Annotated in this window: 33 protein-coding genes and 8 tRNA genes; 14 read left to right on the top strand and 27 right to left on the bottom strand. The window is 49.7% G+C overall.

The window, feature by feature from the left end:
- Positions 1-257: 257 nt before the first annotated feature.
- The 5 genes from H8S55_RS06105 (at position 258) to H8S55_RS06085 (ending at position 6,926) form a co-directional block, all read left to right on the top strand.
- A complete protein-coding gene (locus H8S55_RS06105) occupies positions 258-1,460 on the top strand; it encodes an RtcB family protein (RefSeq protein WP_186878219.1) in 1,203 nt (400 codons plus the stop codon).
- Between the two features lie 22 nt (positions 1,461-1,482).
- The gene (locus tag H8S55_RS06100) at positions 1,483-2,238 is read left to right on the top strand and encodes a nucleotidyltransferase domain-containing protein (protein WP_186878218.1); all 756 of its coding nucleotides are present in this window, start codon (positions 1,483-1,485) and stop codon (positions 2,236-2,238) included.
- A 4-nt stretch (positions 2,239-2,242) separates the two neighbouring features.
- On the top strand, positions 2,243-3,577 hold the full coding sequence (locus tag H8S55_RS06095; protein WP_243200479.1) for a CCA tRNA nucleotidyltransferase: 1,335 nt from the start codon (positions 2,243-2,245) through the stop codon (positions 3,575-3,577).
- Positions 3,578-3,831: 254 nt separating this feature from the next.
- The gene (locus H8S55_RS06090) at positions 3,832-5,523 is read left to right on the top strand and encodes an immunoglobulin-like domain-containing protein (protein WP_186878217.1); all 1,692 of its coding nucleotides are present in this window, start codon (positions 3,832-3,834) and stop codon (positions 5,521-5,523) included.
- A gap of 14 nt (positions 5,524-5,537) precedes the next feature.
- Positions 5,538-6,926 carry a serpin family protein gene (locus tag H8S55_RS06085; protein WP_186878216.1) on the top strand — a complete coding sequence of 463 codons (1,389 nt, stop codon included), beginning with the start codon at positions 5,538-5,540 and terminating at the stop codon, positions 6,924-6,926.
- A 76-nt stretch (positions 6,927-7,002) separates the two neighbouring features.
- On the opposite strand, the gene H8S55_RS06080 is transcribed toward H8S55_RS06085, so the two are convergent.
- The gene (locus H8S55_RS06080; RefSeq protein WP_186878215.1) at positions 7,003-7,416 is read right to left on the bottom strand and encodes a hypothetical protein; all 414 of its coding nucleotides are present in this window, start codon (positions 7,414-7,416) and stop codon (positions 7,003-7,005) included.
- 238 nt (positions 7,417-7,654) lie between these two features.
- On the opposite strand from H8S55_RS06080, the gene H8S55_RS06075 reads away from it, so the two are divergent.
- Complete coding sequence (locus H8S55_RS06075; protein WP_108979731.1) at positions 7,655-7,906, top strand: type II toxin-antitoxin system RelB/DinJ family antitoxin; 252 nt, start codon at positions 7,655-7,657, stop codon at positions 7,904-7,906.
- Entirely contained in the window at positions 7,903-8,280 is a 378-nt protein-coding gene (locus tag H8S55_RS06070) for a type II toxin-antitoxin system death-on-curing family toxin (RefSeq protein WP_186878214.1), read from the top strand. Before H8S55_RS06075 ends, H8S55_RS06070 begins: the two co-directional genes overlap by 4 nt.
- 46 nt (positions 8,281-8,326) lie before the next feature.
- On the opposite strand, the gene H8S55_RS06065 is transcribed toward H8S55_RS06070, so the two are convergent.
- The 25 genes from H8S55_RS06065 to H8S55_RS05940 form a co-directional block, all read right to left on the bottom strand.
- A tRNA-Tyr gene (locus H8S55_RS06065) sits at positions 8,327-8,414 on the bottom strand.
- Between the two features lie 3 nt (positions 8,415-8,417).
- Positions 8,418-8,493: transfer RNA gene (locus H8S55_RS06060), tRNA-Phe, on the bottom strand.
- 94 nt (positions 8,494-8,587) lie between these two features.
- Positions 8,588-8,663: transfer RNA gene (locus tag H8S55_RS06055), tRNA-Gln, on the bottom strand.
- A gap of 6 nt (positions 8,664-8,669) precedes the next feature.
- Positions 8,670-8,744, bottom strand: a tRNA-Trp gene (locus H8S55_RS06050).
- A gap of 9 nt (positions 8,745-8,753) precedes the next feature.
- A tRNA-Glu gene (locus tag H8S55_RS06045) sits at positions 8,754-8,830 on the bottom strand.
- A gap of 3 nt (positions 8,831-8,833) precedes the next feature.
- Positions 8,834-8,910 (bottom strand) — tRNA-Cys (locus tag H8S55_RS06040).
- 1 nt (position 8,911) lies between these two features.
- Positions 8,912-8,986, bottom strand: a tRNA-Gln gene (locus H8S55_RS06035).
- Positions 8,987-8,992: 6 nt separating this feature from the next.
- Positions 8,993-9,069: transfer RNA gene (locus H8S55_RS06030), tRNA-Glu, on the bottom strand.
- Positions 9,070-9,096: 27 nt separating this feature from the next.
- A complete protein-coding gene (locus H8S55_RS06025) occupies positions 9,097-9,333 on the bottom strand; it encodes a helix-turn-helix domain-containing protein (protein ID WP_186878213.1) in 237 nt (78 codons plus the stop codon).
- Positions 9,334-9,710: 377 nt separating this feature from the next.
- The gene (locus tag H8S55_RS06015; protein WP_186878211.1) at positions 9,711-10,109 is read right to left on the bottom strand and encodes a hypothetical protein; all 399 of its coding nucleotides are present in this window, start codon (positions 10,107-10,109) and stop codon (positions 9,711-9,713) included.
- Positions 10,106-10,453, bottom strand: coding sequence for a hypothetical protein (locus tag H8S55_RS06010; protein ID WP_186878210.1), 348 nt, complete (start codon positions 10,451-10,453; stop codon positions 10,106-10,108). The genes H8S55_RS06015 and H8S55_RS06010 overlap by 4 nt, the downstream gene beginning before the upstream one ends.
- A gap of 5 nt (positions 10,454-10,458) precedes the next feature.
- Entirely contained in the window at positions 10,459-11,064 is a 606-nt protein-coding gene (locus H8S55_RS06005; protein ID WP_186878209.1) for a metallophosphoesterase, read from the bottom strand.
- A 13-nt stretch (positions 11,065-11,077) separates the two neighbouring features.
- Positions 11,078-11,686 (bottom strand): hypothetical protein, encoded by a 609-nt coding sequence (locus H8S55_RS06000; RefSeq protein WP_186878208.1) that lies wholly within the window; start codon positions 11,684-11,686, stop codon positions 11,078-11,080.
- Positions 11,687-11,697: 11 nt separating this feature from the next.
- Complete coding sequence (locus H8S55_RS05995; protein WP_243200478.1) at positions 11,698-12,618, bottom strand: metallophosphoesterase family protein; 921 nt, start codon at positions 12,616-12,618, stop codon at positions 11,698-11,700.
- Between the two features lie 75 nt (positions 12,619-12,693).
- Positions 12,694-14,316: a hypothetical protein gene (locus H8S55_RS05990; protein WP_186878207.1), complete on the bottom strand. Its 1,623-nt coding sequence runs from the start codon at positions 14,314-14,316 to the stop codon at positions 12,694-12,696.
- 234 nt (positions 14,317-14,550) lie between these two features.
- Positions 14,551-15,201, bottom strand: a complete 651-nt coding sequence (locus H8S55_RS05985; RefSeq protein ID WP_186878206.1) for a hypothetical protein — start codon at positions 15,199-15,201, stop codon at positions 14,551-14,553.
- A 135-nt stretch (positions 15,202-15,336) separates the two neighbouring features.
- Positions 15,337-15,669, bottom strand: coding sequence for a helix-turn-helix domain-containing protein (locus H8S55_RS05980; RefSeq protein ID WP_119347296.1), 333 nt, complete (start codon positions 15,667-15,669; stop codon positions 15,337-15,339).
- A gap of 144 nt (positions 15,670-15,813) precedes the next feature.
- The gene (locus tag H8S55_RS05975) at positions 15,814-16,203 is read right to left on the bottom strand and encodes a hypothetical protein (RefSeq protein ID WP_207721778.1); all 390 of its coding nucleotides are present in this window, start codon (positions 16,201-16,203) and stop codon (positions 15,814-15,816) included.
- Between the two features lie 197 nt (positions 16,204-16,400).
- Positions 16,401-17,015, bottom strand: a complete 615-nt coding sequence (locus H8S55_RS05970; RefSeq protein WP_186878204.1) for a recombinase family protein — start codon at positions 17,013-17,015, stop codon at positions 16,401-16,403.
- Positions 17,016-17,019: 4 nt separating this feature from the next.
- Positions 17,020-17,358, bottom strand: coding sequence for a hypothetical protein (locus H8S55_RS05965; RefSeq protein WP_207721777.1), 339 nt, complete (start codon positions 17,356-17,358; stop codon positions 17,020-17,022).
- On the bottom strand, positions 17,348-18,274 hold the full coding sequence (locus H8S55_RS05960; protein ID WP_186878202.1) for a ParM/StbA family protein: 927 nt from the start codon (positions 18,272-18,274) through the stop codon (positions 17,348-17,350). Before H8S55_RS05960 ends, H8S55_RS05965 begins: the two co-directional genes overlap by 11 nt.
- A gap of 125 nt (positions 18,275-18,399) precedes the next feature.
- Entirely contained in the window at positions 18,400-18,804 is a 405-nt protein-coding gene (locus tag H8S55_RS05955; RefSeq protein ID WP_186878201.1) for an RNA polymerase sigma factor, read from the bottom strand.
- A gap of 348 nt (positions 18,805-19,152) precedes the next feature.
- Complete coding sequence (locus H8S55_RS05950; protein ID WP_186878200.1) at positions 19,153-19,704, bottom strand: hypothetical protein; 552 nt, start codon at positions 19,702-19,704, stop codon at positions 19,153-19,155.
- A 25-nt stretch (positions 19,705-19,729) separates the two neighbouring features.
- The gene (locus H8S55_RS05945; protein ID WP_207721775.1) at positions 19,730-20,086 is read right to left on the bottom strand and encodes a S24 family peptidase; all 357 of its coding nucleotides are present in this window, start codon (positions 20,084-20,086) and stop codon (positions 19,730-19,732) included.
- A 7-nt stretch (positions 20,087-20,093) separates the two neighbouring features.
- Positions 20,094-21,338: a DNA polymerase Y family protein gene (locus tag H8S55_RS05940; RefSeq protein ID WP_186878198.1), complete on the bottom strand. Its 1,245-nt coding sequence runs from the start codon at positions 21,336-21,338 to the stop codon at positions 20,094-20,096.
- A 217-nt stretch (positions 21,339-21,555) separates the two neighbouring features.
- Between H8S55_RS05940 and H8S55_RS05935 the strand changes: the two genes are divergently transcribed.
- From H8S55_RS05935 to H8S55_RS05920, 4 genes are all read left to right on the top strand, one after another.
- A complete protein-coding gene (locus H8S55_RS05935) occupies positions 21,556-21,993 on the top strand; it encodes a helix-turn-helix domain-containing protein (RefSeq protein WP_118624399.1) in 438 nt (145 codons plus the stop codon).
- Between the two features lie 137 nt (positions 21,994-22,130).
- Complete coding sequence (locus H8S55_RS05930) at positions 22,131-22,628, top strand: ImmA/IrrE family metallo-endopeptidase (RefSeq protein WP_243200504.1); 498 nt, start codon at positions 22,131-22,133, stop codon at positions 22,626-22,628.
- Positions 22,629-22,630: 2 nt separating this feature from the next.
- On the top strand, positions 22,631-22,927 hold the full coding sequence (locus H8S55_RS05925; protein ID WP_186878196.1) for a hypothetical protein: 297 nt from the start codon (positions 22,631-22,633) through the stop codon (positions 22,925-22,927).
- Between the two features lie 38 nt (positions 22,928-22,965).
- Entirely contained in the window at positions 22,966-23,454 is a 489-nt protein-coding gene (locus H8S55_RS05920) for a hypothetical protein (protein WP_186878195.1), read from the top strand.
- 92 nt (positions 23,455-23,546) lie between these two features.
- Here H8S55_RS05920 and H8S55_RS05915 read toward each other — a convergent pair whose 3' ends face one another.
- Complete coding sequence (locus H8S55_RS05915) at positions 23,547-24,104, bottom strand: S-layer homology domain-containing protein (protein WP_207721773.1); 558 nt, start codon at positions 24,102-24,104, stop codon at positions 23,547-23,549.
- 317 nt (positions 24,105-24,421) lie between these two features.
- On the opposite strand from H8S55_RS05915, the gene H8S55_RS05910 reads away from it, so the two are divergent.
- Genes H8S55_RS05910 through H8S55_RS05900 form a run of 3 tightly spaced genes read left to right on the top strand, consistent with a single transcriptional unit; the run spans position 24,422 to position 26,394 of the window.
- On the top strand, positions 24,422-25,573 hold the full coding sequence (locus tag H8S55_RS05910) for a transposase (protein WP_186878193.1): 1,152 nt from the start codon (positions 24,422-24,424) through the stop codon (positions 25,571-25,573).
- Between the two features lie 16 nt (positions 25,574-25,589).
- Positions 25,590-26,162: a hypothetical protein gene (locus tag H8S55_RS05905; RefSeq protein ID WP_119347283.1), complete on the top strand. Its 573-nt coding sequence runs from the start codon at positions 25,590-25,592 to the stop codon at positions 26,160-26,162.
- On the top strand, positions 26,134-26,394 hold the full coding sequence (locus tag H8S55_RS05900) for a hypothetical protein (RefSeq protein WP_186878192.1): 261 nt from the start codon (positions 26,134-26,136) through the stop codon (positions 26,392-26,394). The genes H8S55_RS05905 and H8S55_RS05900 overlap by 29 nt, the downstream gene beginning before the upstream one ends.
- Positions 26,395-26,406 lie beyond the last annotated feature (12 nt).

Raw genomic sequence — 26,406 nt, 5'->3', positions numbered from 1 at the left:
ACCTATAAGATAGCATAGGATAGACAAAAAAACAATGCAGGAAAGACACAACTTATCTTTCAAAAAACTAGTCATTACAATGAAATGTGGCGCGAATGTGCAAGACCAGATTGACATCTCTGCGCGATTACTGTATCATTAAATTGTTGAGGGCTTTCACACATGTAGTGAAAGCCCTCATTTTTTGCAACCAAGAGAGCTGTTGCAATTAACGGAGCCTATCCGTAAAATAGGAAGTAAGAAGAAAGGAAATTGCTATGGTAAAGATAGAAGGATTATATAATACCGCTTTCTGCTATACCCCTGTACTGGAAGATGCAGCCCGCGCCCAGATCCAGTCGGTCTGTGATCAAAAGGAATTCGCGGGCTGCAAGATCCGCGTTATGCCTGATGTCCACGCTGGCAAGGGCTGTACGATTGGTACCACCATGACCATTCTGGACAAGATCGTTCCAGGCATGGTCGGCGTTGATATCGGCTGCGGCATGGAAACGGTGGAATTGTCCGAGCGTGAGATTAATTTCGAGCGTTTGGACGCGCTGATTCGGAAGGAGATTCCCTACGGTCGAGAGGTGAGAGACGAGATCCATGCGTTGAATGCGGACCTCGATCTGTCTCAGCTGTGTTGCGCAGATCAAGTCAACCTCAATCGCGCGATGAGAAGCATCGGCTCCCTTGGCGGCGGAAACCACTTCATTGAGGTGGATCGTGCGGAAGATGGGCGGCTGTTTCTGGTAGTCCACTCCGGCAGCCGGCATCTTGGGACTGAGGTTGCAAACTTCTATCAGGACGAGGGCCGCCGTGCTCTTTGGGGTGGCGCACACTATCAGATCAAGGCTACGATCGATCAGATGAAGGCGGAGGGCCGGTTCAAGGAGATTCAAAAGACGATCACGGCTCTCAAGCGTGAGCACGATTTGAGCATTCCCAAGGATCTTGCCTATGTGGAAGGCGCACTTTTTGACGACTACATTCACGACATGAAGCTGACTCAGAAGTTCGCCGTACTCAACCGCAAAGCAATGGTGGATGTGATTCTGTCTGGTATGGGCCTTACTCCTGTCGATGAGTTTACCACGATCCACAACTATATCGATACGGACGCCATGATTCTGCGCAAGGGTTCCGTCTCCGCACGGAAGGGAGAAAAGTTGCTCATTCCCATCAACATGCGGGATGGGAGCCTCATCTGTATCGGTAAGGGAAACGAGGAATGGAACTGCTCCGCTCCGCATGGCGCCGGTCGTCTCATGAGCCGTCACGCGGCGTTTCAGGCTCTCTCTATGGAAGAGTTTCAGAAGGAGATGGAAGGAATCTATACGACCTGTGTTGTTCCCGATACCCTGGATGAATCCCCCATGGCCTATAAGAGTATGGCTGAGATCATAGACCAGATTGAACCTACCGTTGAAATCGTTCAGCGGATTCGCCCTGTTTACAACTTCAAGGCGTCCGACTAAAATAGAAAGGCGGTGTTGCACCGTGGAGGCATTGATTCAAGAAAAACTACATGAGATCGAGAAGCGGGAGAACTGCCGCATCCTGCTGGCGGTGGAATCCGGCAGCAGGGCATGGGGCTTTGCCTCACCGGATAGCGACTACGATGTGCGGTTTATCTATGTCCGTGATAAAGAAAGCTATCTCAAGCTGAATCGTCCGCGTGATGTGATTGAATTGCCAATCAACGATGTGCTGGACATCAACGGCTGGGATGTTGAGAAGGCGCTGAAGCTGCTCCACAAATCCAACCCAACCGTTTTTGAGTGGTTTTCCTCTCCCGTTATCTACAAGACCACCCCATTCGCCGACCAGTTCAAGCCTGTCATGCAGCATTACTTCTCTTCCAAAAGTGGCCTGTGGCATTACCTTCAGATGGCAAGTGGAAACTACCGCGATTACCTAAAGAGGGACATGGTCAAAGCAAAGAAATATTTCTATGTTCTGCGGCCGATCCTTGCTTGCCGGTGGATCCTTGAAAAAGGTACTCCGCCCCCAATGCTCTTTTCTGAACTGGCGGCGAGCCAGCTTCCGGACTACCTGGAGAAAACCGTTGCGAAGCTGCTTGATCTGAAGATGAACTCCCCTGAGGTGAAGATGATCCCGAGAATCGATATCCTCAACGCTTACATGGATCGGAGCATTGCAGAGGTGCGTGCTCTGGTGGAGCAGTATCCGAGAGAAATCACGAAGGACTGGGCGGAACTCAATGCGCTGTTCCTCGCCGCACTGGAGATGTGATCTTATGATGAAATTGCCACCACAAGTGAATACAGCATTTGAGATGCTTGAAGCGGCCGGCTATGAGGCGTACCTTGTTGGTGGCGCAGTGCGTGATTATGTGCGTGACAACAGTCCTGCGAAGGATTGGGACATCACCACCAACGCGCTCCCAGAGCAGGTGGAGGAGATCTTTACAGGCTACCACCTGATTGAGACTGGCTTGAAGCATGGGACTGTAACCGTTGTGATCGACCAAGAGCCGCTAGAAATCACGACCTATCGCGTTGACGGGGACTACTCCGACCATCGGCACCCGGACTCAGTCAGCTTTACCCGCAGCCTGAAGGACGATCTTGAGCGCCGGGACTTCACCATGAACGCTCTGGCCTACAACCCCAGGACAGGTGTTGTTGACTTCGTAGGAGGCAAGGCGGACATTGCCGGCGACCTTGTCCGCTGCGTGGGAGATCCAGATCGGAGATTCCAGGAAGATGGCCTGAGAATGCTCAGAGCCCTTCGCTTCGCCTCCGTGTATGGCATGACGATCGAAGCTGCCACGGCAGCGGCCCTCCACAGGAACAAGCACTTGCTCAAAGGTATCGCTGCGGAGCGCATTCTGGTTGAGCTTACCAAAATGCTCTGCGCTCAGGGCGCGGCAGGTGTTCTGCGGGACTTCGCCGATGTGCTGGCCGTCCCGATCCCGGAGCTCACACCCATGTTTGGCTTTGCGCAGCATAATCCACATCATGACAAGGATGTCTGGGACCATACCATCGCGGTCATTGAAAGTATCACCCCTGAACCGGTGCTTCGTTGGGCAGCCCTGCTGCATGACATTGGGAAGCCTTCCTGTTTCTCGCTCGCCGAGGATGGCATTGGCCACTTCTTCGGGCACTCGGATCAGAGTACTTCAATGGCGGAGTGTATCCTCAGTAGACTTCGCTTCGATAACGCCAGCAAAGAACAAATTGTAAGACTCGTTCGCTATCATGACATGCCCATCACGGCCGACAGGAAGCCAATCAAACGGCTTTTGAGCAAGCACGGTGAGGAGGCTACCCGGCAACTGATCGAGCTGCACAAGGCAGATACGCTTGGTCAATCGGCCATCTGCAGACACCGGATCGCAATCTTTGAGGAAGTATCGCAAATGATCAATGAGATCCTGCAGGAAGAGAGCTGCTTCACACTCAAGGACTTGGCAGCTAATGGACATGATATGATGACATTGGGCTTTCAGGGACCGACCATTGGCCGTGTGCTGCAGGAATGCCTGGATGCAGTCTTGGATGAGCAGATCCCCAACGAGCATGAGGCGCTGATGGCCTTTGCAAAGGATAGACAGCTGAAGAGTTAATACCAAAACGGCAATACCTGATTGGTATTGCTGTTTTGGTATGCACAGGAACTTAGGTGGATTGTAGGGCCTTGTCGATGGTCGTATAATGAGTGATGAAGCAAAGTGACGATCGTGAGGTTGCCTTTGACTTCGATTATGCTACTCACTTGTTCCGGCAACTCTCTAAATCGCATCACAAGGGAACATTTTCCCTATTTTTGCGTCTATATCAATAAGGGATTCATGTCTGATATGAAAAGGAGGCTGCTGATATGAAACAGAAAAAGAAATGGGTTATTCCCCTCTGTGTGATAGGAGTCATACTGCTACTTTGTGTGGGTGGCCTTTGGTATATGATAAATCACTCCATGAGTTTCTCTGTCGGACGCTGCTTAGTAGCGGACAACGGATCGTATATGTTCATCGATGGAACCTCCCCCATTATCATGAGCAACCGAAAGGATAAGGAAGGTCTGTTCTCTGGCTTGGGGACCGGCGATAAGATTTTGATCTTCCACGATGGGATTGCGGAAACCTATCCAGGCAGGACCGGTGCGTATTGGTGTGTGAAATTGGAAGACGGTACGCAGGCCGATATTCCGGAACAGGTCATAGAAGAGCTTACGAAACTCGGATGGACCATTGTAGGAAATGAAGCTGATCCAGATTCCGTGACGCCTGAACCGGAAGCATACGCTTTTGAGGCGCAGTACATCCAGACCAATGGCGGACCTGAAGATGGCTATCCTTACCACACCGTGATCAGTTCCAGAGCGGAATTGGAAGCCTATTACGAGGCATACAAGGACATTTATAGTCTGGAACGAAGAGAGACAGTCTACTCCGACAGCACAATCGGCTTTTTGGATGCCTGCGACAAATATGATAACGCCTATTTTGAACGGCAGAATCTTGTTCTGATCGTACTGCAGGAAGGCAGCGGATCAATTCGGCATGAGATTACAGATGTGCGTCGTCACCGTATTGAGAACGGTGCATTGGATGGGTGGGACATTACGATTGACCGTAAGGTCCCTGAGGCAGGAACAGAGGATATGGCTCAGTGGCATCTATTCCTTGAAGTGCAGATGGGCGATGTGATCAAGGCCACCGACAAGGTTTGGATCAATGGAAAACAGAGCGAACGCACTCCGGCAATATCCGGTCTTGTTGGCATCAGCCGTACACCGGCGACTCACGCCTATCAGGACCCCTGGGGTGTGAAGCTGACCGCAAAGAATATCACCCCGTCCGGATTGACCATTGTTTGTACGCAGCAGGACGGCAAGCCCACCGGCGAGCTGAATACCGGAAGCTATTATGGATTGGAAGTTCTGCGGGATGGGGAATGGGTTGCGGTCGAACTGCTTCCTATGGAGTATGAGCTTGCCTGGACGTCAGAAGCATGGATGATCCCTAACAATGTGGAAACAGAATGGGAAGTGAATTGGAGGCGCCTGTACGGAGAGCTTCCCGCAGGTTCCTACCGGATCAGCAAATCGGTTATGGATTTCCGGGGTACCGGTGATTATGACACCAAAACCTATTATGCAGGCTTTGATCTCGTGGACGCCGCTGACACAAGTAATGTTTCCTACGAACACGGCGGATTTGGCGTCAGTGTGCCGCTTCTTTCTGGTTGGGAATACAAGGTTGAGGAATACAGTGCCGATGGCATGAGCTATGGCGTCAGTTTCCGACCCGCTGGTGAAGATGGATGGATCGATTTCCACTATTGGCCTACATTCGGCGTCTGCGGCACCGGATTGTCAATGAAGGAATTTGGAAATGGTTCCATGGGCACCTACGATGGCGGTGCTATCTGGAACTTTATCAGTTACCCTGCCAGCAAAGGCAACTTTGTGGCAACGACCCAGGGTGTAAATAGCTGGTGGTCACGCTACGGCGAGACTGCTATGGAAATCATAACGCAGGTAATCTGCACAGACACCATCGTAGACTAAGGAGGGTACGCAGTATGAAACGAATTGTAGCGCTATGCCTCGCAGCGGCTTGCCTGATTTCTATGGTAGGCTGCGCAGGAGATACCAATATGGACGAAAAGAAACCAAACAACTCCGCATCGGCCTATGCTCTGGCACTGGCTAGCTATCCGGAGATGGCTCCCTACCCAAACGAGATGGAGTATTTCGATGAAAAGACCGGCGAGTTTGACAGCGATGGCTTTGATGTGGTCTATGACGCCTGGCAGGCGGACAGAAAAGCCCAGCGCAGTCAGCCGGAGGGCTATGCAGACGGTCTGGAAGCTTTCTTTGCCAGCTCGATCCGGGAGTTTCTCAGCAATTCCAACGGTGCGAACAAGGTCTACTCTCCCATAAACATCTACATGGCCCTTGCCATGCTGGCAGAGGTGACGGACGGTGAAAGTCGCCAGCAGATCCTTGATCTGTTGGGCAGTGAAAGTATTGAGACTCTGCGCGCACAGGCAGCCAGTGTTTGGAACGCCAATTACAGCAATGACGGTGCCGTGACAAGCATTCTGGCAAACTCCCTGTGGCTGAATGAGTCCGTGAATTTCAACCAGTCCACCATGGACAGTCTGGCAACGAATTACTACGCCTCCTCCTTCCGTGGCGAGATGGGCAGCGAGGAGTTTAATCAGGCTCTGCGGGACTGGATCAATGAGCAGACCGGAGGACTGCTGGAAGCGCAGGCTGATGGACTGTCGATGGACCCTGAAACCGTTATGGCTCTGGCCTCTACCATCTACTACCGCGCCAAGTGGCACAGTGAGTTTAACGAGGCCAGAACGGAAAAGAGCCTGTTCCACCTGCTCAGTGCTGATGGAGAGACCGTGGAGTGCGACTTTATGCACAAGGGCGGCAGCAACACCTATTACTGGGCGGATCAGTTCGGTGCCGTTTCTCTGAGCCTGGAGGGCAGCGGTAAGATGTGGTTGCTCCTGCCTGACGAGGGCGTGACTATGGATGATCTCCTGAACGATGAGCAAACGATGGAGTTCTTGAACAGCAATGGAAACTGGGAGAACAGCAAGCACCTGATCGTGAATATGTCCGTTCCCAAATTTGATGTAGTCTCTGATTTTGACCTGGGAGAAGGCCTTCGTGCCCTTGGTGTCACAGATGTATTTGATGTCCAAGTGGCCGATTTTACCCCCATGACTTCGGAAGTTGCAGAGATCTTCCTTTCCAAAGCCGACCATGCAGCCCGCGTTGCCATCGATGAAGAGGGGGTTACCGCAGCGGCATATACCGTCATGATGATGAATGGTGCTGCGGCGCCACCTGAAGAGGAAATGGACTTCGTATTGGATCGACCGTTCTTATTCGCCATTACTGGTGCAGATGGACTTCCACTCTTTGTTGGCGTAGTCAATAGACCGTGAACTGAAAAAAGGCAATAAGAAAACGGCAGTGCCAATGGCATTGCCGTTTTCATGTATATCCGATGCATTGAGTTGTTTACCCCTCATAGGACTGCGGCTGGTAGCCATAGTGCTTGGCAAAAGCTTCATAGTCAACCCATTTCGGGTTGTCAAAGATCCTTGCAGCGTAGAGCTCAAGCGTGTAATGCTCCAGTTCTGCTTTCGTCTTTAACCAATAGGTGTGCTCCTTCTCCCACTCCAGGAGTTTATCGAACAAGTCTTCTTCGTGGCTCCGGACAATGAGCTCACGCACCAAATCGCGCCAGACATCGTACCTGATGTCTCCAAGATCCGTCTGGATACCATTGCGGTACCCGTACTTCTTATCTCTCCCAGAACCAGAAAGAAGAATCGATTGACCAGTGCTGAAATGTGCGTGTAGATCTTTATGCGTGAGTTGATCTCTGTTAGGAACTGCCGATAGTGAGTCAATAATCGTGCGCGGATACATAGACATACCTCCATTCTGGTAAGTCTTACGGTTTAACGGTCGAAAATGCAACAAATCGATCATAATGAGCAAAAAAGGAAAACCGCGCCACACTGTTGTCGCCGTTCTGTGATATAATCGAACTATGTCGAATAATCAATTCCCTTTGGATCAGCCGCATCCGACCATCATCAAGAAACGACCGGATTGACAATGCACATATTATGTAGTATTATTGTAGTGCAAAGGAGGCTTGAACATGGATTCCAACATGACTTTTCGCATTGATTCTGAAGTGAAAGCGCAAATGGCAGCCATCTGTGATGCACTGGGCATGTCAACTTCTACTGCATTTAATATTTTTGCCAATGCCTTTGTTCGAGCAAAAGGCATGCCTTTTGCTGTCACGATTCAGGAGCCTGTAACAGCTGTGAGCCGCGAAAAAATGCTGGCGGACACCGATCAACTATTGAGCGAGTTCGCTTCTGACTATAAGAGGATGGCAGAATGATTTGGGTTACAGCAGAAGATGTCGTAGCGATTCATAGCCGTATCATTCAAGTTTCTGGTGGCATTGATGGTCTGCGTGATCGTGCTGGATTAGAAGCGGCTATTGCCGCATCCCTTCAATCATTTGGAGGAGAATATCTTTTTCCAACTGACATAGAGAAAATCGCTCGTATTGGGTTTGGGTTAGCGTCCAATCACGCATTTATCGATGGCAATAAGCGAATTGGCGCCATGGTCACGCAACTGCTACTCAAATGGAATGGATATCAGTTCCAATTGGAGCAGAATGAGCTGGCCGATATGTTCATTGGTATCGCGGATGGCACAAAGGACGAAACGGAGCTTCGGTATTGGATCAACGACCATATTGAATAACGAAAAGGTTGCCTCACGCAATAATGTGAGGCAACCTTTTCGTTCGTGGTGGGCCAGATTGGAGTCGAACCAACGGTGTTTCTAATGTCACGGTTTTACAGACCGCTGCAATCGCCAGCTATGCGTACTGACCCGTATGGCGGAACCGGTTGGAATCGGACCAACGATACCCTGGGCTTCAACCAGGTGCTCTACCAGCAGAGCTACAGTTCCATATGGCGGAGAGCGCAGAACTCGAATCTGACACCATGCGGTGCGATCCGCTTAGCGGGCGGTCCCCGGGCCTTCCGGGTTCACTCTCCAAATATGGCTGGGGTGGCTGGACTTGAACCAACAAATGCCGGTGTCAGAGACCGGTGCCTTGACCATTTGGCGACACCCCAGTATATTGGCAGGGATAGGGCGACTCGAACACCCACGGGCGGTTTTGGAGACCGCTGTTCTCCCGGTTAAACTATACCCCTGTATGATGATGGTGATGCCTGCGGGATTTGAACCCAGCATTACAAGCTTGAGAGGCTTGCGTCCTCACCAATTAGACGAAGGCACCAGATGGAGATACGGGTCGGATTCGAACCGACGAATAACAGTTTTGCAAGCTGCTCTCTTAAACCTCTTGAGTACCGTATCATGGCTGGGATAGTTGGATTTGAACCAACGGTGCCGGCGTCAAAGGTCGGTGCCTTAGCTGCTTGGCCATATCCCAGTATTATGGAGATCCGCGCCGGACTCGAACCGGTCATTGCAGCCGTGAAAGAGCTGTGTCCTTACCATTTAGACGAGCGGACCGTGGGCGGGAAACTGAGCTTCCCGCATTTAGGCAACAGCGTTGTCCGTAATGAGAATATCATCAATTCTCACTTGCAGCAGAGCTGCGAGAACGATCAAATTGTCTACCGTCGGCAGCGCAGTCCCGTTTTGCCATTTGTAGATGGCTTGCGGGGAATTGAAACCGAATACCATTTGCAGATCGTGTACAGTAAGACCTGCCGCTTTGCGCAGCCGAATAATGTTCGCGCCAGTGCGTGTTAAGTTGATCGTCGGAAAACCCATTTCCAGGCACCTCCTTTCTCTGAATGGTTCACGTTCGGGGACGCAAAAAAGCCGCTTGTCTGCAATCAAGACAAGCGGCTTTGATCATTCAGGGAAGGAGTTCCCGGCGGATGTTCAACCGGGCAAACAGGTACTCATTCCGATCATATTCTTCTGCTTATCTTGATATGGGCGTGCTTCGCAGAGGCTATATTCCTCACACTGGAAGATAGCCTGCCATTCGCTCATATAGAAGATAGCGGAAGAGATGTTCTTCATGGTACGGAGTCCTTTCTGTAAAGTAGTTGTTCTTGGTTTCTGACTGTACTATACCACAACTCTTCAGGTTTGTCATTCAACTTGTGGTTAAAAGACTGGAATTTTTGCGCGCAATCTAACTATGAGGAGATGTAAGTCCCGCACCAGTCTAATACCTGCTTGAATTCTTCTGCCGTTTCAATTGTTCCATACTCATCACAGATTGTGTAGTCCGGGTGTGACTGGAGCCAACGCATGACTGAGTCAAGGTCATGGAAGCCATTCTCAGTGCGCCATGAAAAATGGCCCGCTCTTGCCGTTCCGATTACAATGGATGTCCCTTCTGGTTCCTCAACAGAGAATAGCGCACGGTCAGAAAGCTTGTCTATGAGATCCTCTTTGATCTCCTGCAAGTCAGCAGATACAGAGGCCTCACGCATCATTCGGAGCCATTCTGCTCGGATTGCTGAGACCTTTTTCTGGAATTCGGCGACTTCTTCGGTGATCCGTGTATTAACAACAGAATATTGTGTGCTCACAGCTCATCCTCCTGAACTCCTTCCGGCGCGGCATACTCCACCAGATAGTCATAGAGCGCACCAGGTTCTGTCAAGTCCACGCGGATTTCTTTACCGTCCTCATCATCCCACCAGACTGTGTATCCGGCATCCGGCGCTTCATATAGCCACCATCCAATGTAGTCATATTGATCTTGCATTGTGTATTTCAGCAGCTCCCGGAGCGCAATCAGGTACTGATTCTCCGAATCAAACACAGGGAACCCATCGCAGATCTTTGATAGCGCGGTATTAAACTCGTCAATGCGAGCTTCTTGCTTTTGAATCTTCTCTAGCGTGCTGAGGAATAGCTCTTTCGGTAACATAGGCCTTATTCCTTTCTCGCGTCCTGTGCGGAGAGAATTTCCTTGAGTGTTCTTGGCTCGTACTTCATATATGGCATCATGCAACCGACATTGATAGCACGAATGGGCTTTCCTTGTTGAACACTCAGCTTCTTATTCTCGTTGAGCCCTTTGACGCATTTCTGGAAGAACGTCTCTTCCACGGTATTGTGAGTGTGAGCGTAGAGAAGGATTGATCCGCGATGCTGCCCATTCCACATCAGAATGGGATAGTGCATCAAGCAGAGCTTATACGACTGTCCGTCAAAGCTTTCGCTGATCTCGCGATAATCGGTGATGTCAGCGAAGAGCTTCTGATACCTGTAATCAGACAGATCATCGTGATTCCCTCGGAACAAAATCTTCCGACCTTTAAGCTGCGCGACCAATGCGATGAGTGCTTCGTTTCTACCCCGCATGGCCATATCCCCAAGAATATAAACGGTATCGCCGTTGGTGATCTTGGCGTTCCAATGCTCAAGGATATACTGGTTCATTTCAGCCACGGTGGCGAACGGTCTCCCGTCATAGTTCACACCCTCACCCGTCTGATTCCGGTTGAAGAGATGGAGGTCTCCAATGAAGTAGTTCATGTGATAGACCTCCTCATGAAATCCGGTAGATCACACGGACTTGCGAAGCCGCACGATCTCCATAGGACTGACCTGCCTCATAGGGAAGCGCTTCGTTGAAGCATTCTACCTGAAATCGCAGGCGATCTACCATCGAGCGGATCTTCTCTGCATTATCAAAGACATCATTCCAACGATATAGGACATACTCGCTGCGAGCCGTATAGGGAAGCTCAAGCACCTCATGAACAGTTAAATAGTCACAGATGTCATCGATCTCATGGGACTCATATGCGGCAATCTGATTCCGCGTCACATAGTATTCGTTTTGGTATGGCGCCTTCAGGAGTTTCTCGAAATCCACAAGATTACCGGCAACATAGAATTGCTCCAGTCGAACGCTATCTTCACACTCTGCAGGGATACTGGATAGGAGGAGATTCTGTGTACTTTCCGCTAGATCATCAAAATCGATCCTCCATGCGCCATCGATCAGGCTTTCCAATTGGCCAACAAAGCTGCGGGAGAAGGTTGCAAGGTATTGATGCCGCAGCTTTCCGTCAAAATCCTTTGTATGTAGGTCGATGTTGTACCATTTGTCTTTATACTTGGCCTCGACCATAAAGTCGTAATATGTGCTCATGTAAAACCCTCTTATTTCTCCTCCTGAGCCTCATCCATCAGGCCCAGCGCCTCGACAATCTCGGCCTGTCGCTGCATCCGGCGGATCATTTCCTTCTCCGCAGAAAGGGAAATCTGATGCGGCAGCAGCGCATAGTCCTGAAACATGAAACGGATCTTGTCGATCTCCTTGTCCGTATGATAGTGACCGCAGTACCAGCGCTCGTAGTGCAACCTTGACTCGATTGTATCAAGCCATTGCTCGGTACTCTTATCCACACTCGACTGGTCAATCATGGATAGAAATACTTCGGTCGGCTCGTACCTGAGCGGGCAGGTGTGCGACAGCACAACATCGATCTTCCAATCACGCTCAGATAGCACACGCTCAACTTTCTCCTTGATTTCATCGGACGGCTGCTCGTCTTCAAACCAGTTATAGCCTCTTGCCAATCGGTAGTATTTATCGACGCTATACGCACCTCCAATGACAATACAGGAATGGCCAAAGAAATCATAGATCTCGCCGTCAATGGCAAATACGAGGTTTGGATACTCGGGCTGAACCCATACCTTCCCACCGTGGTACTCTTTCACCTGATAGCCCAACTCTTCAGATGGGCGCATTTCATGGTTGCCGTGAATGCAGAAGAACGTGATTGGAATCTGTGCCAGCGCATCTTTGCCTCGCCTGTCTCTCCGATCCCCATAGTAGTTCAATCCGACATCCCCTAAGATAATGAAGGTGCTTTCGGATTGAACTTGCTGCCTCTCACAGAAAGAGATGATCCGCTCAAACCGACCGTGCGTATCGCCTGTCAGGTAGATCTGGTTTTTTGGATGCAGCAGCTCACGCATATAAGCGTCCACTTCTCCCATGGAGTAAGAAGGCCCACCTTCCGCCTCTTGCAGCATAGCAATCAGCTCTTTCTCCGCTTCTTCTCGCGTCATCATTTTTCACTCCTTTGCAAGCTTCCGGGGATACACTCCCCAACGGTATTTACGGATAGAAGGAGTGGAAAACAACAATTATCCCATTTGAAGTTGTACTTCTTGGCTTGTCCCTTCGATCCGTTTCATGAGGGCATTATCATGTCGCATAATGTAATCGAATGTATCCTTCAGGGAAAGGAACAGACGGGGCTGCACATGATATTTCTTTGTGTTCTCCGGCTGAGAGATGAGATTTATGTGTTCCAGTCGGACTGGCCGTAAGTCCATATCAATTTTCCACTTGCCCACCATTGTCTGCATCTCGAAGTATCGATTGTCGTGGTGAAATGGTAGGCAGTGCTCCGTACAGAGTTGCACCAGGGTTTCGACGCCTTCTCCCACACGTTTTTTGTTTGTGATAGGGATCGAATAGACGACATCTTGCTTCGGGCTTGGCTTACAATGCCGGCATGGGCAGTACCCAGCACGGACAGCGTCCTGATAACGAGGGAAGCCGACCAACTGGTTGAGCCCTGTGATTTGTGGGCAGTTTCTGCGGTGGAATGTCCGATACCCCTTACTTGCCCAGAATGCCAGCCCTGGCTGCGAGAGTGCCATAATGTTGCTTTTCTCGGCATCGGAAAGTGAGCCTCTCTTGAATGCAGCTTCACGCTCCTGTTTAGCACGATTAAAGCGTCCGATGGCACTTTGCTCGTCCTTGCTCAAAGAACGCTCCTGAGGGGATTGCGGCTTCTTTGGAAGAACCGGAAAAGCAATCGTTTTGTGCTCAATCGGCTCCGGATTGCAGTGCTTACAAGGCCGTCGCCCGCTTTTAAGGCAGGTGTCGTAGGAAACGGTTCCCTGAATATCATAGGCCAGCAGTACATGACTGCACTTTCTAGTGTGAAAGATCTTGGACTGCTTGGAGTAGACATAGTTATATTCAGAGCGAGCGATAGAGTCTTGATTGCGATCCCACAGCGCATCTAAGAATTCATCCCTACAGCAGCTACAAGGTTTGTACTTACGTCGAATTGGGAGCTTGAATGTGAGGAATGCCGGGAAATGCCGATTATCAGGTAGTAGCTCACAGTCGGATTGATGAAGGAGCTTGGCCTGGGGATCATAGAGCAGCTTATACGCAGAAGAACCTTTCTGTGCCATTGCGTCGTTGCCCCATCTTTTCGGCGGCTCAAGTAAATGCTTCTGCTCAAAGCCAATGCCCTGTGCAAGCAGTTGCATGGTTGCTACATCGTTGGCGGAGCAGTGTGCTGGAGAAGGCGTGGCGATATTGCGCGCCGCGCAGATCTTATAAGGGCTTCCAACAGACGCTTCTTGACCTGCTAAGTAACCGTAGATGTAATCACAGAGCAACACGACATGCTGAGTCATATCAGGAACACCGGATACCTTGGAGAACATATTGAACAGATCGCTTGCTTCCTGATGCCACCAACATATCGTATCCTCCGGTTGCAGCCAATGGCGGAAGGCATCTAATCCAGCATAAAGGCTTTCACCATTGAGGAACTGCTCCTTATTCCAGCCGGAAAAGGCCATATGCCCCCATTGCTGGAAGGAGAAGTCTTTCGGGCGAAATAACGTAGAAAGAGTATCAACCGTATTCCAATGCGCATCTACGCGGGCAGCGGCCAACTGTGTTGGCCAATGATTACCACGCTGATTCGAGATCCATTCCATATCAACGAGCACATACATCTTCAACACCTCCGGTAGTTCTTTCTTCGAACTCTACCGCAAGCATACAAGAAGAGGTGTCCGAAAGAACGGACACCTCGCAGCCTTTAGTATTATAGTAGAAGCGAAAGACACACCAATCTATGGGATAAATCATTCCCGCAGATTGGTGTGTCTTTTCATGTCATTCATGTAAAGTCATTGAGAATCTTATTGAATTGCCCCTTTGTATTGTGCTACTGCCGTTCAACTCCGCTATCTATCAATATGCTGCTGTTCCGTTTGGTCATAGGATTTCGTATATCCCAAGTGATATTCCAACAGCAGAGTGTGTGGGATCATGTCAAAGGTGCTCACGCCGTCAACAGCAGTAAGAACTTTGACCGCAGCACGATAACCGCAGTAGAAGCTGTGGCAGGCCGCCCAATGAACGCGCTGCTCCCACGCACACTCGATCGAGGTCAAATGCTCTCGTCGCTCTTCATCACCATCAATCTCGAGCTGCTCGATAAGCTTCTTGTTTTCGTCATGCATCTTCAAAAACAGAGTATGGCGCTGCATACCCGGCATCTCAAAGAGATCTTGCATGAGATGCTTTTCAAATCCATCGACAACAAGATCTTGATTGGAAAAGTGCTGGACGAACCCGGAATACAGGCCGGCGTTGAAAGCATACTGGGATGCATACCGCAGTTTTGCCTCGTAATTGGTTTTGAACTGGCTTAGGATCTCGTTCTCGGACTGCTCCAATGTGGTGGTGAAATAGTCCTCAGCCGCTGTGTAGTCCTTTTCCTCTTCGGAAAAATCTGTTTGCGCCAGTACCTTGTATGTATCGAACAAATACTTTTGAAAAGCAGGGGCAAATGCGCGTTCTTTCATTTCCTCTAATGCGTTTTGTACTGTCATGTCTTCATCCCTCCGTACAGATTTGATACAATCGTATCAAGTGAGTACATATTACATGAGTGAAAGCGCGAAAACAGTCGGATTAAGGGAGAATGAAAAATAAAATTGCACCTGCCAGATCGACAGGTGCATTGCTCAAATGTGTTTTTTGATGATCGGGATCGAATTTAATGCCAACTCAACAATGGCATCTTCTTGCTCCTTCGTTAGTCCAGAGTTTTCAAGTTCCTTGCGAACTCTATGCTCCAGAGGAGAATCCGTCTTCCCAGCTAAGTAGTCGAGTGAAACGTCTAGAATATCCGAGATGCGCTCAATGAGCTGGAAACTTGGTGACCTGACTCCGTTTTCTATGTGTCGAAGTGAGTCTACAGCAATACCAATCTTCTCAGCGAGCTGTTCACCAGTTAGGCGGCGGAACTGCCGTGCAGTCCGAATCCGGCTGCCCATGATTTGCAATCTCGTACTCATTTGATCTTCTCCTACCTATCCTGTACTTTCTCACAGTATAGATGGATGGCAAAAAATCAGAAATGAGCATTATGGTATTTGCCGTACTGAAATGGTACGTAAACGAATGACCTCCGGTACGACACATACCGAAGGCCATTCGCTTTAAGTCACATTTACAAACTGAGCCTCAATCACTCTACTCGGCGGCACAGAAGCAAACTTGTTCGTTTTTGCCCATGTGTTGTCCCCTACAGGCATCAAGCTGCCAGATGCCGCCAGCTCGTAGGTGCGCAGCATATCTTCAACCGACAAATTAGGAGTACGGGTGCGCGGAGGGGCAGCACGGGTCAGATCGAACAGGATCGCATACTGCTCAGGCCAAGGTACACCATAGAAGCGGCGAGGCGTCTTGCCGCTATCCCAACCGAGTTTTGTGCGAATGATGTGCATCAGCATTCGGTTACTTACGGTTGTCCACTTTTTCTGCCCCTTCAGATCCTCTGCGGTTCTTCCGGACATAAAAGGGAACGGCACATGGATCGTCTTTATCACACGCCTGAATAGCCAGAGTAGTGCCTTCGGAACTGATCAGGAGCCGAACATTTTCGGGGTATCCAAGTTCTGCCGCACTCAGATTATTAAAGCGAATAGACGATTGCGCAATGCGTGCCTCTGCTGCGCTGAATGTCCGCAGCGTCGGGTTCACAACGCGAAGGTCAGAAAGGCAAGCGTTCATATAATGCAGCGTTTCATCGTGCTTTTCCCTCCGACTCAAACTCATGCACCAACCGATAAAATGTCGATGCGCTGACGCCCAACTGCCTATAGCACTCGACAGCCGTGATTTCTCCTTGCTTCCACTTGGGGTAATAGATATCCCAATCCTTTACAGAACACTTTGGCCGCCCAAATTTGACACCCTTTAGATGCGCGGCGGCAATACCTTCCGCCTGTGCCTTCGACTTGGTATCAACTTCCAGCTGAGCGCCGAAAGATAGTACGGCGAGGACAATATCCGTGATTACACTACCGAGCAGATCTTTGTATCGGGTCGTATCCAAAATGGGCGTGTCCAGGACAACGATGTCCACACCAAGCGTTTTGGTAAGATATTCCCACTCGGTGCGAATTCCAGAGTAATTACGGCCAAAACGATCAATGCTTTTAACGACCAAGATATCACCATTACGCAAAATGCTATTTCGTAGTGACATGTAGTTTGTTCGCTCAAAACTACGGCCGCTCTGCTTGTCCAGATAGATATCACGCTCTTCAATGCCGTACTCGAGCAATTCAAGAACCTGACGATCCTCATTTTGCTCAGCTGTGGATACACGAGCATATCCAAATTTCTTGTTGCTCATGGCATTACTCCTTCGACCGGAACATACCCATGACACCACCAAGATCCGCAAGATCATCAGCCGCCAGCGTTGGACTCTCCGACTTTGGGGACGTGGGTTGTGATACAGCTTGGAGTTCTCCACTTGCGACCATCTCGCGGACAACATCTTTGACGATGCTCACCACCCAGTCGCGGCCAAACTCGTTGGCCGCTTCTGGGCAGCTTGTGTAGTGCAGGACCGCATTGACGACTAGTTCGGACATGCTGCGTGGTCGTTGCCGCAAAATATCGAGTGCGCGTCGGTGCCGAAAGTCCATTTCATTGAACTGGAGCACAACACGAGGCTTACTATTACTGCCCATTCGACGCTACCTCACTCTGATAGAGGAGTTCATAGCCGCGTGCATTGGCATGAATATCTTCGATGAAAATGGGGAATGCTACTTTATTTCCCCTCTCAATCATTCCTCTCAGGAGAAGAGAGCCACCACCAGCAAACACGCATTTGCTGGTCTTTACATCGATTCCACGCTCACGCAGGAAGTTATAGAACTCCGAAAGGAACTCTCCAGTCATGCTGCGAATCAGCTGTTGCACTTCACCAGGAAGGACAGTAGGCTGATTGCGAATGACCTCATCAATATCGCAGTCCTCCAAGATCCGGGCATAGAGCGCATTGCATTTGCTTGTAATGCTGTTGTAGAGGGTGATGACCCCCTTTTCAAAACTTTCGACCACCGCCAGGTCAGGACGTCCGTTACGCAGCTTGAGAACGTCAATGGTAAAGCCGCCAATGTCGATGATGTAGGCAACAGAATAGGTCTTGAGCGTACTGTACTGTGTTACAGCAGCCGCAAATGCCTGAGGATAGCTGAGGACTTTGCTGATGCGGATCGAGTAGTATTTTCCATTGTACTCGAAGTCAATGGCCTCACGGCGCCGCAGAAAGTACTGCTCAAAGCAACTGTGGAGCTGTTCATAGTGCGCCGGGGGCAATCCAATCAGTAGTGTGATGTCAATCGGATCCAGCGTTTCAGCTGCCTTGCGCCGCTCCAGTTCCTTAGCGATAGCGAAGAGCGTCAGGACATAGAACCGCTCGTCTTCGGTTTTGTCGCGCAGATAAGAAATGCGCTGTTCTGTCAGCGTATAGTAGCGCCCGTTCCAGCAGATATAGTCCGTTTTGAATCCTTGCAGCCCTTCGGACGAAATCAGGCCGGAGGTGAAAAGCGCGTTCGGGGTCTTGATCGATTTATTGCCGTGATCGACAGAGATAATCATGGATTGGAACCTCCTCATTTCGTTTAACAAAGTGCGTGTGATGTCGCACTCGAAGCATCTAAAAGAAATTACGCATAGTGTTCTCATAGAACAACAACTACACTAAATGTTTTTCCTTTAGGCATTTATGCCCAGTCTTTCAGAAGATCGTGGAGCTTTTTGAGCGCACCGTTGACAGATTTCAGCGCTGCGTTCATATGGCACCCTTCCTGACGGGCAATCTCACGGATCGTCATATTCTCCATCAGCATGTGGATCCTGCGCTGCTGGATCGGGGTGAGTTGCGCGATCGCTGCATACAGCGCAGCGACCTGCTCATCCCACAGCAACGTATCTTCCATCGGGTTCTGCTCATAAGACTTCGGCATTTCGAAAAGGTCCTCGATTGGTGTCCAATCACGGTGATATACTTCTTTGCGATGGACGCGCTGTGTTTCATTCTGAAGAGTGCGCCATTCTTCATACAGCTCATCGCTGACGGGAATTTCCTGATAAATGCCATAGTAGTCCTTGATTTTGATTGTCTTCATGTGTTACCTCCAAGTCGTTTCGTTAGCGGATGCGGACGAACGACTTGAAGGGGGCGCACGGGCCCAGTAGCTGGCTCTTGACATGGATTACGCTCCCAATCAGGGCAACAAAAAAGCCGGCCACTCTCGTTTTCGAGAATGGTCGGCTCTTTGTTCCGGTATTGGCTGGCGCACAAGGGTATGAAAAAAGCCCCTCGGATCATAGACCCGAGAGGCTATAGGTGCTCCAGCATAATCCATTATACCTGCTGAGTCTCTACACTACAATTTCGTTTGGCTCTCAATTTCCTCCCGATTTTCTATCATGTTTTCTCTCATCTGACTGCCACATTGTCTCTCATTTGTCTCTCACGAGACTTCCACCTGAGTGGTGACGCTACCGTTTTGCTGCAGGTGCTCCCTGATGATCAGATCGGGGATTACGACACACCAGAGGTTTGCTGCATAGGCACGGATAGCGGGCTTGATGTGCCGATAGTATGTAGATGAGGAGATTCCGAGGTTGAGATATGCTTCCTCATTTGAGGTGCAGTAGACATCAAAGTACCTTGCCTGGAGGATATTGAAATAGGTGCCTCCATTGGGCGGGGTGTCCTTCACGAGTACCAGGGCATCCTCCATGACGGACAGAAGCTGCATGGAGTGGCCCATCTCGGCAAGGCGATCGGCGATGCGTTTCCGGTCAGTGTCACGGTCATAGTCGATGGCCAGATTGATGAAGTCGGAGATGCTTTGCCGTCTACCTTCATAGCACTCTTCTTCCATCTCGCCGATGCGAGAGGCAGTCCTTCGAACTGCGGGGCCGTAAATCTGGAGCAGCGCCAAGGTCTTATCAATATCTTCCTCGGTGAGGGTACTGGTGATGTCAAAGGTTTTCAAGTAGTTCTGGAATTTACTCATTATTTGTCCTTTCTGCCAGGCCTCTTTAATGGTAAAAGTTGAAGGAGCCAAGAACTTTGGCATAGGCCTTGGACTTATTGTGGAGGATGCGCTTTTCGCCGTCCGCCTTGACTTTACGATCTTTCAGGTAGAGATAGAGTGCGAAGGCTCCATTTTCCTTCACGATGATCAAGTCACCGTCATTGATCTCGGCTGCCCTCTGACAGAACAACACGCTGCCGGTGGAAATGCCGTGCTCCTGATAGCGATGTCCATCGGCCATAATGCAAAAACACTTTTTGGGAATCAGACCAGAAAATCCGTCGATCTGGATGGAGCCATAGCCATTGCTCAAAATGGGGTGTCTGGCTTGAGTCGTTTCAACTGCTGCGCTTATAGTCAATACCTCCTCAGTGATACATAACAGAGGGCATCTTGTATTCAACCTCCCGATGGGCAGGCATCTTCAGCCCCGTGGTGAGTGCGGCGAAATTGATCATACTGAGCCCATAGCGATGGCGGATATCTTCCACGGTGCGTTCCAAAGTTAAACGCTTATTATGCTTCTCAAAATCAGACCAGAGATCGAGCTGGATTGGTGTATCCGAGGGAATCAGGTCGATCGCGCTAATCGTCAGAGATCGAACATCCGCATTCCATGGATAACGCCGACAGAACAGATTAAAGCCAGCCGCAGCAATCTCTGTATAACTTTGAGTTGGGAATTCCAGCTTCCCCTGATACTCTCTCTGAGACAGTGTGTTGTCGCGAATACTGATGCGGATCCGCGTGGCAGCCAGCTTACTTTTCCGCAGCTTTGCGCCCACTTCCTGTGAGAGCTCCATCAGAACATGTCGAACATCTTCATTTGTACGCAGGTCTGCTGTGCAGGTGATTCCGTGTCCAACGCTCTTGATGGGGATTTGGTAGTCGCATGGCATAACGCGCGATTGATCCAGTCCATTGGCAAACACCCACAGCTTTTCACCATTGACGCCAAGCCTGCGAATTAGCATTGCCCGATCCGCTTGGGCCAGATCTCCGATGGTACGGATCCCGTAGAGCCGAAGCTTTTCCGTCGTTGCTCGCCCCACATAGAGCAGGTCTGAAACGGGGAGCCGCCAGATTTGATCTTTGAAGGATTCCCGCGTTATGACAGTCACGGCATCTGGCTTTTTCATGTCTGAGCCGAGTTTCGCAAAAATCTTATTGAAGCTGACGCCAATGGAAACGGTGAGTCCGACTTCTTCTTTCACAGTAGTCCGAATCTCATTGGCGATTTCAATCGGAGTTTTCTGCTGGAGAAGCGGAGACCCAGTCAGTTCAATCCAGCTCTCATCAATGCCAAATGACTCGACTTCCGGAGAGTATCGCAAATAGATAGAGCGGACAATTTTGGAGAATTTCAGATATTGTTCCATATGCGGTTCTACAATCGTCAGTTGTGGACATTTTTGCTTTGCCTCCCAAATCACTTCACCTGTCTTCACCCCACATTGCTTTGCCAATTGGTTCTTCGCAAGAACGATCCCATGTCGATCCTCTGTGCTGCCGCAAACCGCAATGTACTTTCCACGCAATTCCGGATGCAGCATACATTCAATACTCGCATAGCAGTTGTTGAGGTCACTATGCAATACAACTCGGCCTTCCATATTCGGCATACCTCCTGTCCATAACCTTCAAGAAATAGTTCCATCAAGTTCCTAAAAGTTCCTATTGACAAGTTCCAATTCGCAGAATATAATGAGCCTAAAGTTCCAACCGAGTTCTATTAAGTTCCAATAAGTTCTAATAACAAAATAGCAGGTCAGAAAATGGTTTGTCAATAGAACTTTCAAAAACTTTCCAAACCTGCGAGAGGAGACGGTTATGAAGACGACTGGTGAAAAGATTCGAGAGAGCCGCACGCATCTGGGCCTTACGCAAACAGAACTGGCCGATAAGATTGGTGTCACGCTGCGCACGATTACCAAATACGAAAAACAAGGTGTAATGCCTCGCGGTGTAAATCTTCAGAGGTTGGCAGAGGTGCTGGGTGTTTCCACGGCATATCTAAGCAACGATGAGATCGTAGACCCCAACTATGGACTTGAAGAGGCACCATACATCGAGAGCGCAAGAGCAGCCTATGGCCGTAAAGGAGCAACTGATGTAGAGCAGCTGCTGACACAAACGCGTGCTCTCTTTGCTGGTGGAGATGTCCCTGAGCAGGATAAGGAGCTTTTCTTCCAAGCAGTCACTGAGGCGTATTTTGCTAATAAGCAGCGAGCCAGCGAGAAGTTCACCCGTAAAGACTACAAAAAGTAAGCAGGTATATTCTGAGTGTACGGATTTTTGGACAACCCTTGTGGTACTGTCAGGCTGTATAATAGAAAACTACTTTCTGAAGTGAGGCGAGTGGATTGCTGACGATGACGATTAGGCAGGAAGTAAGTCGATTGAAAATGAAATATCAGACAGATGACCCGTATGAGATCTGCGAGTATTTGGATATCCAGGTGATGGATCGTCCAATGGGAAAGAGTCCCCGTTCCTGCAAGGGCTTTTTCCTGGTTTCTTCTCGGTGCAAACTGATTGTAATCAACAGTGATTTGCCCGACAGCATTCAACGGATCATCATTGCGCACGAGCTGGGGCATGCAGTCCTCCACAGCGATTCTGCCATTAACACCTTCCATGAGTTTGCGATGTTTGAGGATACAAGTCGAATGGAGTATGAGGCAAATGTGTTTGCTGCGGAGTTCATGCTCAGCGATGACACCGTCTTAGAAGCGCTGGAGATGCAAATGGACTTTTATCAGACAGCGAAGTGTTTGTATGTGCCACCTGAGTTACTGGACTTCAAGCTCCGGATTCTACAATGCCAAGGTGTAAGAATCATAGCTCCGTATATCGCGCATGGGGATTTCCTCAAGCGAGATCTGGAGCAGCCGTTGAGTTAAGTATGCTGCCAGGTGAGGCTTATAAGGTCTATGTGAGCGTTTTTGTAGAGCATCGTTCGGATGGGACAATGCTGCCTAGGGAAATCATCTGGGAGGATGGCCAGAAATATGAAATAGACCGCGTGATCGATATTCGCCCAGCCTATGCTGCAAAAGCCGGCGGGCAAGGCGATCGTTACACCATCCAAGTCAATGGTGCAAGAACATATCTCTATTTTGAACGATCCACCAATCTAACGGGTAATACGATAGGCCGTTGGTTTGTGGAACGAAAGGTGCCATTGAGGGATCTACTTTAGAGCCCATGACATTGGAGAAACTTGTGAGGAGGGAAAAAATGTATAGCGCTGCATTACAGAGGTACTATAACGAGCACGAGCATTTGCCATACACCTTTTATGCTCAGCCAAAACGCTTCACTCAGTATGCGATAGAAAAGAGAGGCGAGCTTTTGGCAACAGCGTATAACTATATCGAGCCAGATGCGAAAGGCACAAGAGACTTCGTTGAATATTCTTCTGCCGACTTTACTGTAACGGATTTTCATTCTGCTGACCGAGTCTGCGTGGTTATGAGGCTTCCGGAACCTACAATGCCATTGCACTGTAAGATGATCGGCTGCTCCGTCAAGTTCGATGGCAGTTGCCCCGTATGGCGTACAGTCGAGTTGACGGAGCAGGGTAGCTTTCTCCTATGTGGATGGAATGCGGATCATACGCATATGGTAATTAGTGAGGTGGGTGCAGAAACGGAAGAATGTGTTCGACGAATGACAGAGGAATTGAGCTTTCCAATTATGATTGATATAAAATCATTCAAGCTGTAACCCAAATTATGTGTGACAAACATGAAAAGGAGGAGACGCATCTGATGCGTCTCCTCCTTCTTGTAGTGGCGGAGCACTACGAACTCGCCTATTTACTTGCTGAACGCTCTCCACAGGAACGTGACGATCTGCGCGCGGGTGCAGTCATTGCCCGGCGCAAAGGATGTCTCGCTCACGCCCGTGGTCACGCTGTTCATGTAGCACCACGCCACCGATTCATACGCCCATTCGGGCACATCGGTGAACGGCAGGTGGAACATCCACGCGCCCGTGAAGCCCTTACCCTGCGCCTGAGCGCAGCGGTAGATCATGGCCGCAGCCTGCGCACGGGTGCAGACGCTGTCTGTGCCGAAGGTCGTCTCCGTCAGACCGGTGACGATGCCGGTGCTCGCTGCCCAGCGGACTGCCTCGGCATAATATGCGCCCTCGTCCACATCGGTAAACGGCATCAGGTAATTCACCACGGGGGAACCCGCCGCGCGCCAGAGGAAGGTCACGATCTGAGCGCGGTTGCAGGGCTGGTTCGGTGCAAAGAGGCTGTTACCAACGCCGCCGGTGATGCCGTTCTCTGCTGCCCACTTGACGGCTTCATAGTAATAGGCATCGTTCGGCACGTCATAGAAGAAGTTGAGAACGCTGTTGTCCTCCATAAGAATACCAAAGAGGTTTGCGTTCAAGGGGAGGAATACACAATACTCGTGAGTTGTTTTTGCCCAGAAAGCAGAAATGGGTATTATGGCGAATGGATGGATCTAATGGTATCCTATCTCCGTACTTATTAGATTTCATCTCCGATGCGGAGCTTCATAAGCTGTGAGCCAATTCATATTGGCACTTCTGGGCGAACAATTTGTTTCGCCGCTCTCTTTGCGCTTTGATTTGAGTTTTCAGATCAGAGCGCTCTTTTTTTGTCCAAATTCCGCATTGCGGGTTTGAGAAATATTTATTTGAAAGGTGGAACAAGCAAATGATGGAAAGTAAAGTATTCGCGGACAACTTCAGTCGTAGCTTCAGCGAGTCGGGGGACTTCTTTCAGTTCCTCAGCGCTCGGCAGGCCCGCAGCAAGTGGATGACAGCCCCGTCCAAGGAACTCCGGTTTGAGCCGGTGGAACGGGGATCCACGCTCGGAAATCTGTATATGCAGATCTACGACCACAACGGCGATGCAGATGTTCTGGAGGACACAATGGAGAATACCAGCCTCCTGCTGAAGGTAGATGGTAAGGACTACCCGGTCCGTTCCTGTGCGATCAAGACAGTTCTCGAGCGCGCACGCATCTCTGGGCATGCACTCAACAAAGTTTCCAAGACGGTATTCGCCGAGATCCTCAACTACTGCATGGGCGTTGCCTCTGGTGACAGCCTGATCAAAGTCGCAGATGAGAAGGTATCGGCAGTACACGGTGGAGATCCCAAGGACTACACGGTCATGGAGATGCTGCCCCTGTTCAAAGCGACCAATGACTTTCTCGATCGAGAGTATCCCGGCAATCGCTTCATGACCGCACACTTTGATCACTCTATCGCAACCGCTATCTGGTGTCTGGATGGCCAGGCAGACAATCTTCTCGATACATATCATAGGGAGATTGCCGCCAAAGGCCTGCGTGCCGACAAACTGGTTCCCGCACTGCGTTTCTCCACCTCCGATGTGGGCATGAGCGGCGCAAATCTCTATCCGATTTTTCTGGTTGGTGCCGAGAGCCGTATTGTTCCATTGGGGTACTCCATTCGCACCGAACACAAGAATGGTGTGGATATGCAGTATTTTGAGGAACAGCTCAGATTGGTCTATGCGCAATTTGAAAAGGCGCTGGACAAGCAAGTGCAGCTCATGAACATCGAGATCCGCTATCCCGTCACTACACTCATGCGTGTTCTGAAAAGAATCAAGGCCCCGAAGAAAGCCTCCTATGAAGCTATGGACTATTTCGTAGCAATTCATGGAGACAGTCCTTGCACGGCCTATGAACTCTTCATGCAGATGAGCGATGTGATCTTCTCTGCGCAGTGTGACGGTGCCTCTGGGCTGAGGATTGCTCAGTTGGAGGAGATTGTATCTCGTGCCTTGAATGTGAATTGGCATGAGTATGATCATCCCGGTGACTTTAAGTGGTAAGAGGTGGTGATCTCACATGAAGAATATAACCTTCGAAGGCATCAGCACCTTACAACGTCTACACCTTTGCTGGCAGATCAGAAAGCAGATTGGAAAGATACATCAACCTATCAAAGTTGAATTCCATCAGCCGATTTGCCGCAAGCAGTATTCTTCCCTCTGGTACGGCGGCCTGGTGGTATCTATCAAGGTGCGCGGGTGTGTTTTTGCCATTCACGCCTGCGGAGATATCTACGCCACACTTTACGATAAGAGTGATGGTACAGAATTACTCTATGTCAAAGATAAGAGTAACTCTGGACGTTTTGGCGTTGATGTTTTGCCATATCTGAAGACGGATCATGCCTTATATGCTGCCATGGGTGATACGCATAAACGGTATCGACTCGATATGGAACACAACAACTGGTGGGAGTGCTTTGTCTATACGCCAGAGGGCGAATTCCATGACATGATGTGGGCATTAGATAGTGACCACATCTTCGAGGGAGTTGAGGTAGTACTCTCCGCTATGGATTCAGTCATAAAAGATATCACCGAAAACAAGGAGCGGATTGAATATGGAAAAGACTCGGCATTTTATTGTTGATACGCCAGTAGGACAACTCGCGATTTACGCTAAGCACGATGAGACTGACTGTGCAGCAGACTATCCAGGCGTTTTCATCGATTATGTACGCAAGGATGGCGCTACAGCAATCCTGGCTTGCGTAGAATACGATCCAAACAAGGAAGCACTTCAGACTGTTGTCTACGGCAACTGTGCATCTGACGAGCCGACTGAGATCGTCGAGCACTACAATACTGATTTTGAAGAGTAAGGAGGATAGATT

It is taken from the genome of Flintibacter faecis, assembly GCF_014287875.1.
Classification (GTDB): Bacteria; Bacillota; Clostridia; order Oscillospirales; family Oscillospiraceae; genus Lawsonibacter; species Lawsonibacter faecis_A.
Note: the sequence above shows the minus strand (reverse complement) of the source record. Positions and strands in the feature narration are given on the sequence as shown.

Bases quoted from the DNA above. Each gene is read 5' to 3' on its own strand.
- H8S55_RS06105 (WP_186878219.1), top strand. From the start codon at position 258: ATGGTAAAGATAGAAGGATTATATAATACCGCTTTCTGCTATACCCCT.
- H8S55_RS06095 (WP_243200479.1), top strand. From the start codon at position 2,243: ATGATGAAATTGCCACCACAAGTGAATACAGCATTTGAGATGCTTGAA.
- H8S55_RS06090 (WP_186878217.1), top strand. From the start codon at position 3,832: ATGAAACAGAAAAAGAAATGGGTTATTCCCCTCTGTGTGATAGGAGTC.
- H8S55_RS06085 (WP_186878216.1), top strand. From the start codon at position 5,538: ATGAAACGAATTGTAGCGCTATGCCTCGCAGCGGCTTGCCTGATTTCT.
- H8S55_RS06080 (WP_186878215.1), bottom strand. From the start codon at position 7,416: ATGTATCCGCGCACGATTATTGACTCACTATCGGCAGTTCCTAACAGA.
- H8S55_RS06075 (WP_108979731.1), top strand. From the start codon at position 7,655: ATGGATTCCAACATGACTTTTCGCATTGATTCTGAAGTGAAAGCGCAA.
- H8S55_RS06070 (WP_186878214.1), top strand. From the start codon at position 7,903: ATGATTTGGGTTACAGCAGAAGATGTCGTAGCGATTCATAGCCGTATC.
- H8S55_RS06025 (WP_186878213.1), bottom strand. From the start codon at position 9,333: ATGGGTTTTCCGACGATCAACTTAACACGCACTGGCGCGAACATTATT.
- H8S55_RS06010 (WP_186878210.1), bottom strand. From the start codon at position 10,453: ATGTTACCGAAAGAGCTATTCCTCAGCACGCTAGAGAAGATTCAAAAG.
- H8S55_RS06005 (WP_186878209.1), bottom strand. From the start codon at position 11,064: ATGAACTACTTCATTGGAGACCTCCATCTCTTCAACCGGAATCAGACG.
- H8S55_RS06000 (WP_186878208.1), bottom strand. From the start codon at position 11,686: ATGAGCACATATTACGACTTTATGGTCGAGGCCAAGTATAAAGACAAA.
- H8S55_RS05995 (WP_243200478.1), bottom strand. From the start codon at position 12,618: ATGATGACGCGAGAAGAAGCGGAGAAAGAGCTGATTGCTATGCTGCAA.
- H8S55_RS05990 (WP_186878207.1), bottom strand. From the start codon at position 14,316: ATGTATGTGCTCGTTGATATGGAATGGATCTCGAATCAGCGTGGTAAT.
- H8S55_RS05985 (WP_186878206.1), bottom strand. From the start codon at position 15,201: ATGACAGTACAAAACGCATTAGAGGAAATGAAAGAACGCGCATTTGCC.
- H8S55_RS05980 (WP_119347296.1), bottom strand. From the start codon at position 15,669: ATGAGTACGAGATTGCAAATCATGGGCAGCCGGATTCGGACTGCACGG.
- H8S55_RS05970 (WP_186878204.1), bottom strand. From the start codon at position 17,015: ATGAGCAACAAGAAATTTGGATATGCTCGTGTATCCACAGCTGAGCAA.
- H8S55_RS05965 (WP_207721777.1), bottom strand. From the start codon at position 17,358: ATGGGCAGTAATAGTAAGCCTCGTGTTGTGCTCCAGTTCAATGAAATG.
- H8S55_RS05960 (WP_186878202.1), bottom strand. From the start codon at position 18,274: ATGATTATCTCTGTCGATCACGGCAATAAATCGATCAAGACCCCGAAC.
- H8S55_RS05955 (WP_186878201.1), bottom strand. From the start codon at position 18,804: ATGAAGACAATCAAAATCAAGGACTACTATGGCATTTATCAGGAAATT.
- H8S55_RS05950 (WP_186878200.1), bottom strand. From the start codon at position 19,704: ATGAGTAAATTCCAGAACTACTTGAAAACCTTTGACATCACCAGTACC.
- H8S55_RS05940 (WP_186878198.1), bottom strand. From the start codon at position 21,338: ATGGAAGGCCGAGTTGTATTGCATAGTGACCTCAACAACTGCTATGCG.
- H8S55_RS05935 (WP_118624399.1), top strand. From the start codon at position 21,556: ATGAAGACGACTGGTGAAAAGATTCGAGAGAGCCGCACGCATCTGGGC.
- H8S55_RS05930 (WP_243200504.1), top strand. From the start codon at position 22,131: ATGAAATATCAGACAGATGACCCGTATGAGATCTGCGAGTATTTGGAT.
- H8S55_RS05925 (WP_186878196.1), top strand. From the start codon at position 22,631: ATGCTGCCAGGTGAGGCTTATAAGGTCTATGTGAGCGTTTTTGTAGAG.
- H8S55_RS05920 (WP_186878195.1), top strand. From the start codon at position 22,966: ATGTATAGCGCTGCATTACAGAGGTACTATAACGAGCACGAGCATTTG.
- H8S55_RS05915 (WP_207721773.1), bottom strand. From the start codon at position 24,104: ATGGAGGACAACAGCGTTCTCAACTTCTTCTATGACGTGCCGAACGAT.
- H8S55_RS05910 (WP_186878193.1), top strand. From the start codon at position 24,422: ATGATGGAAAGTAAAGTATTCGCGGACAACTTCAGTCGTAGCTTCAGC.
- H8S55_RS05905 (WP_119347283.1), top strand. From the start codon at position 25,590: ATGAAGAATATAACCTTCGAAGGCATCAGCACCTTACAACGTCTACAC.
- H8S55_RS05900 (WP_186878192.1), top strand. From the start codon at position 26,134: ATGGAAAAGACTCGGCATTTTATTGTTGATACGCCAGTAGGACAACTC.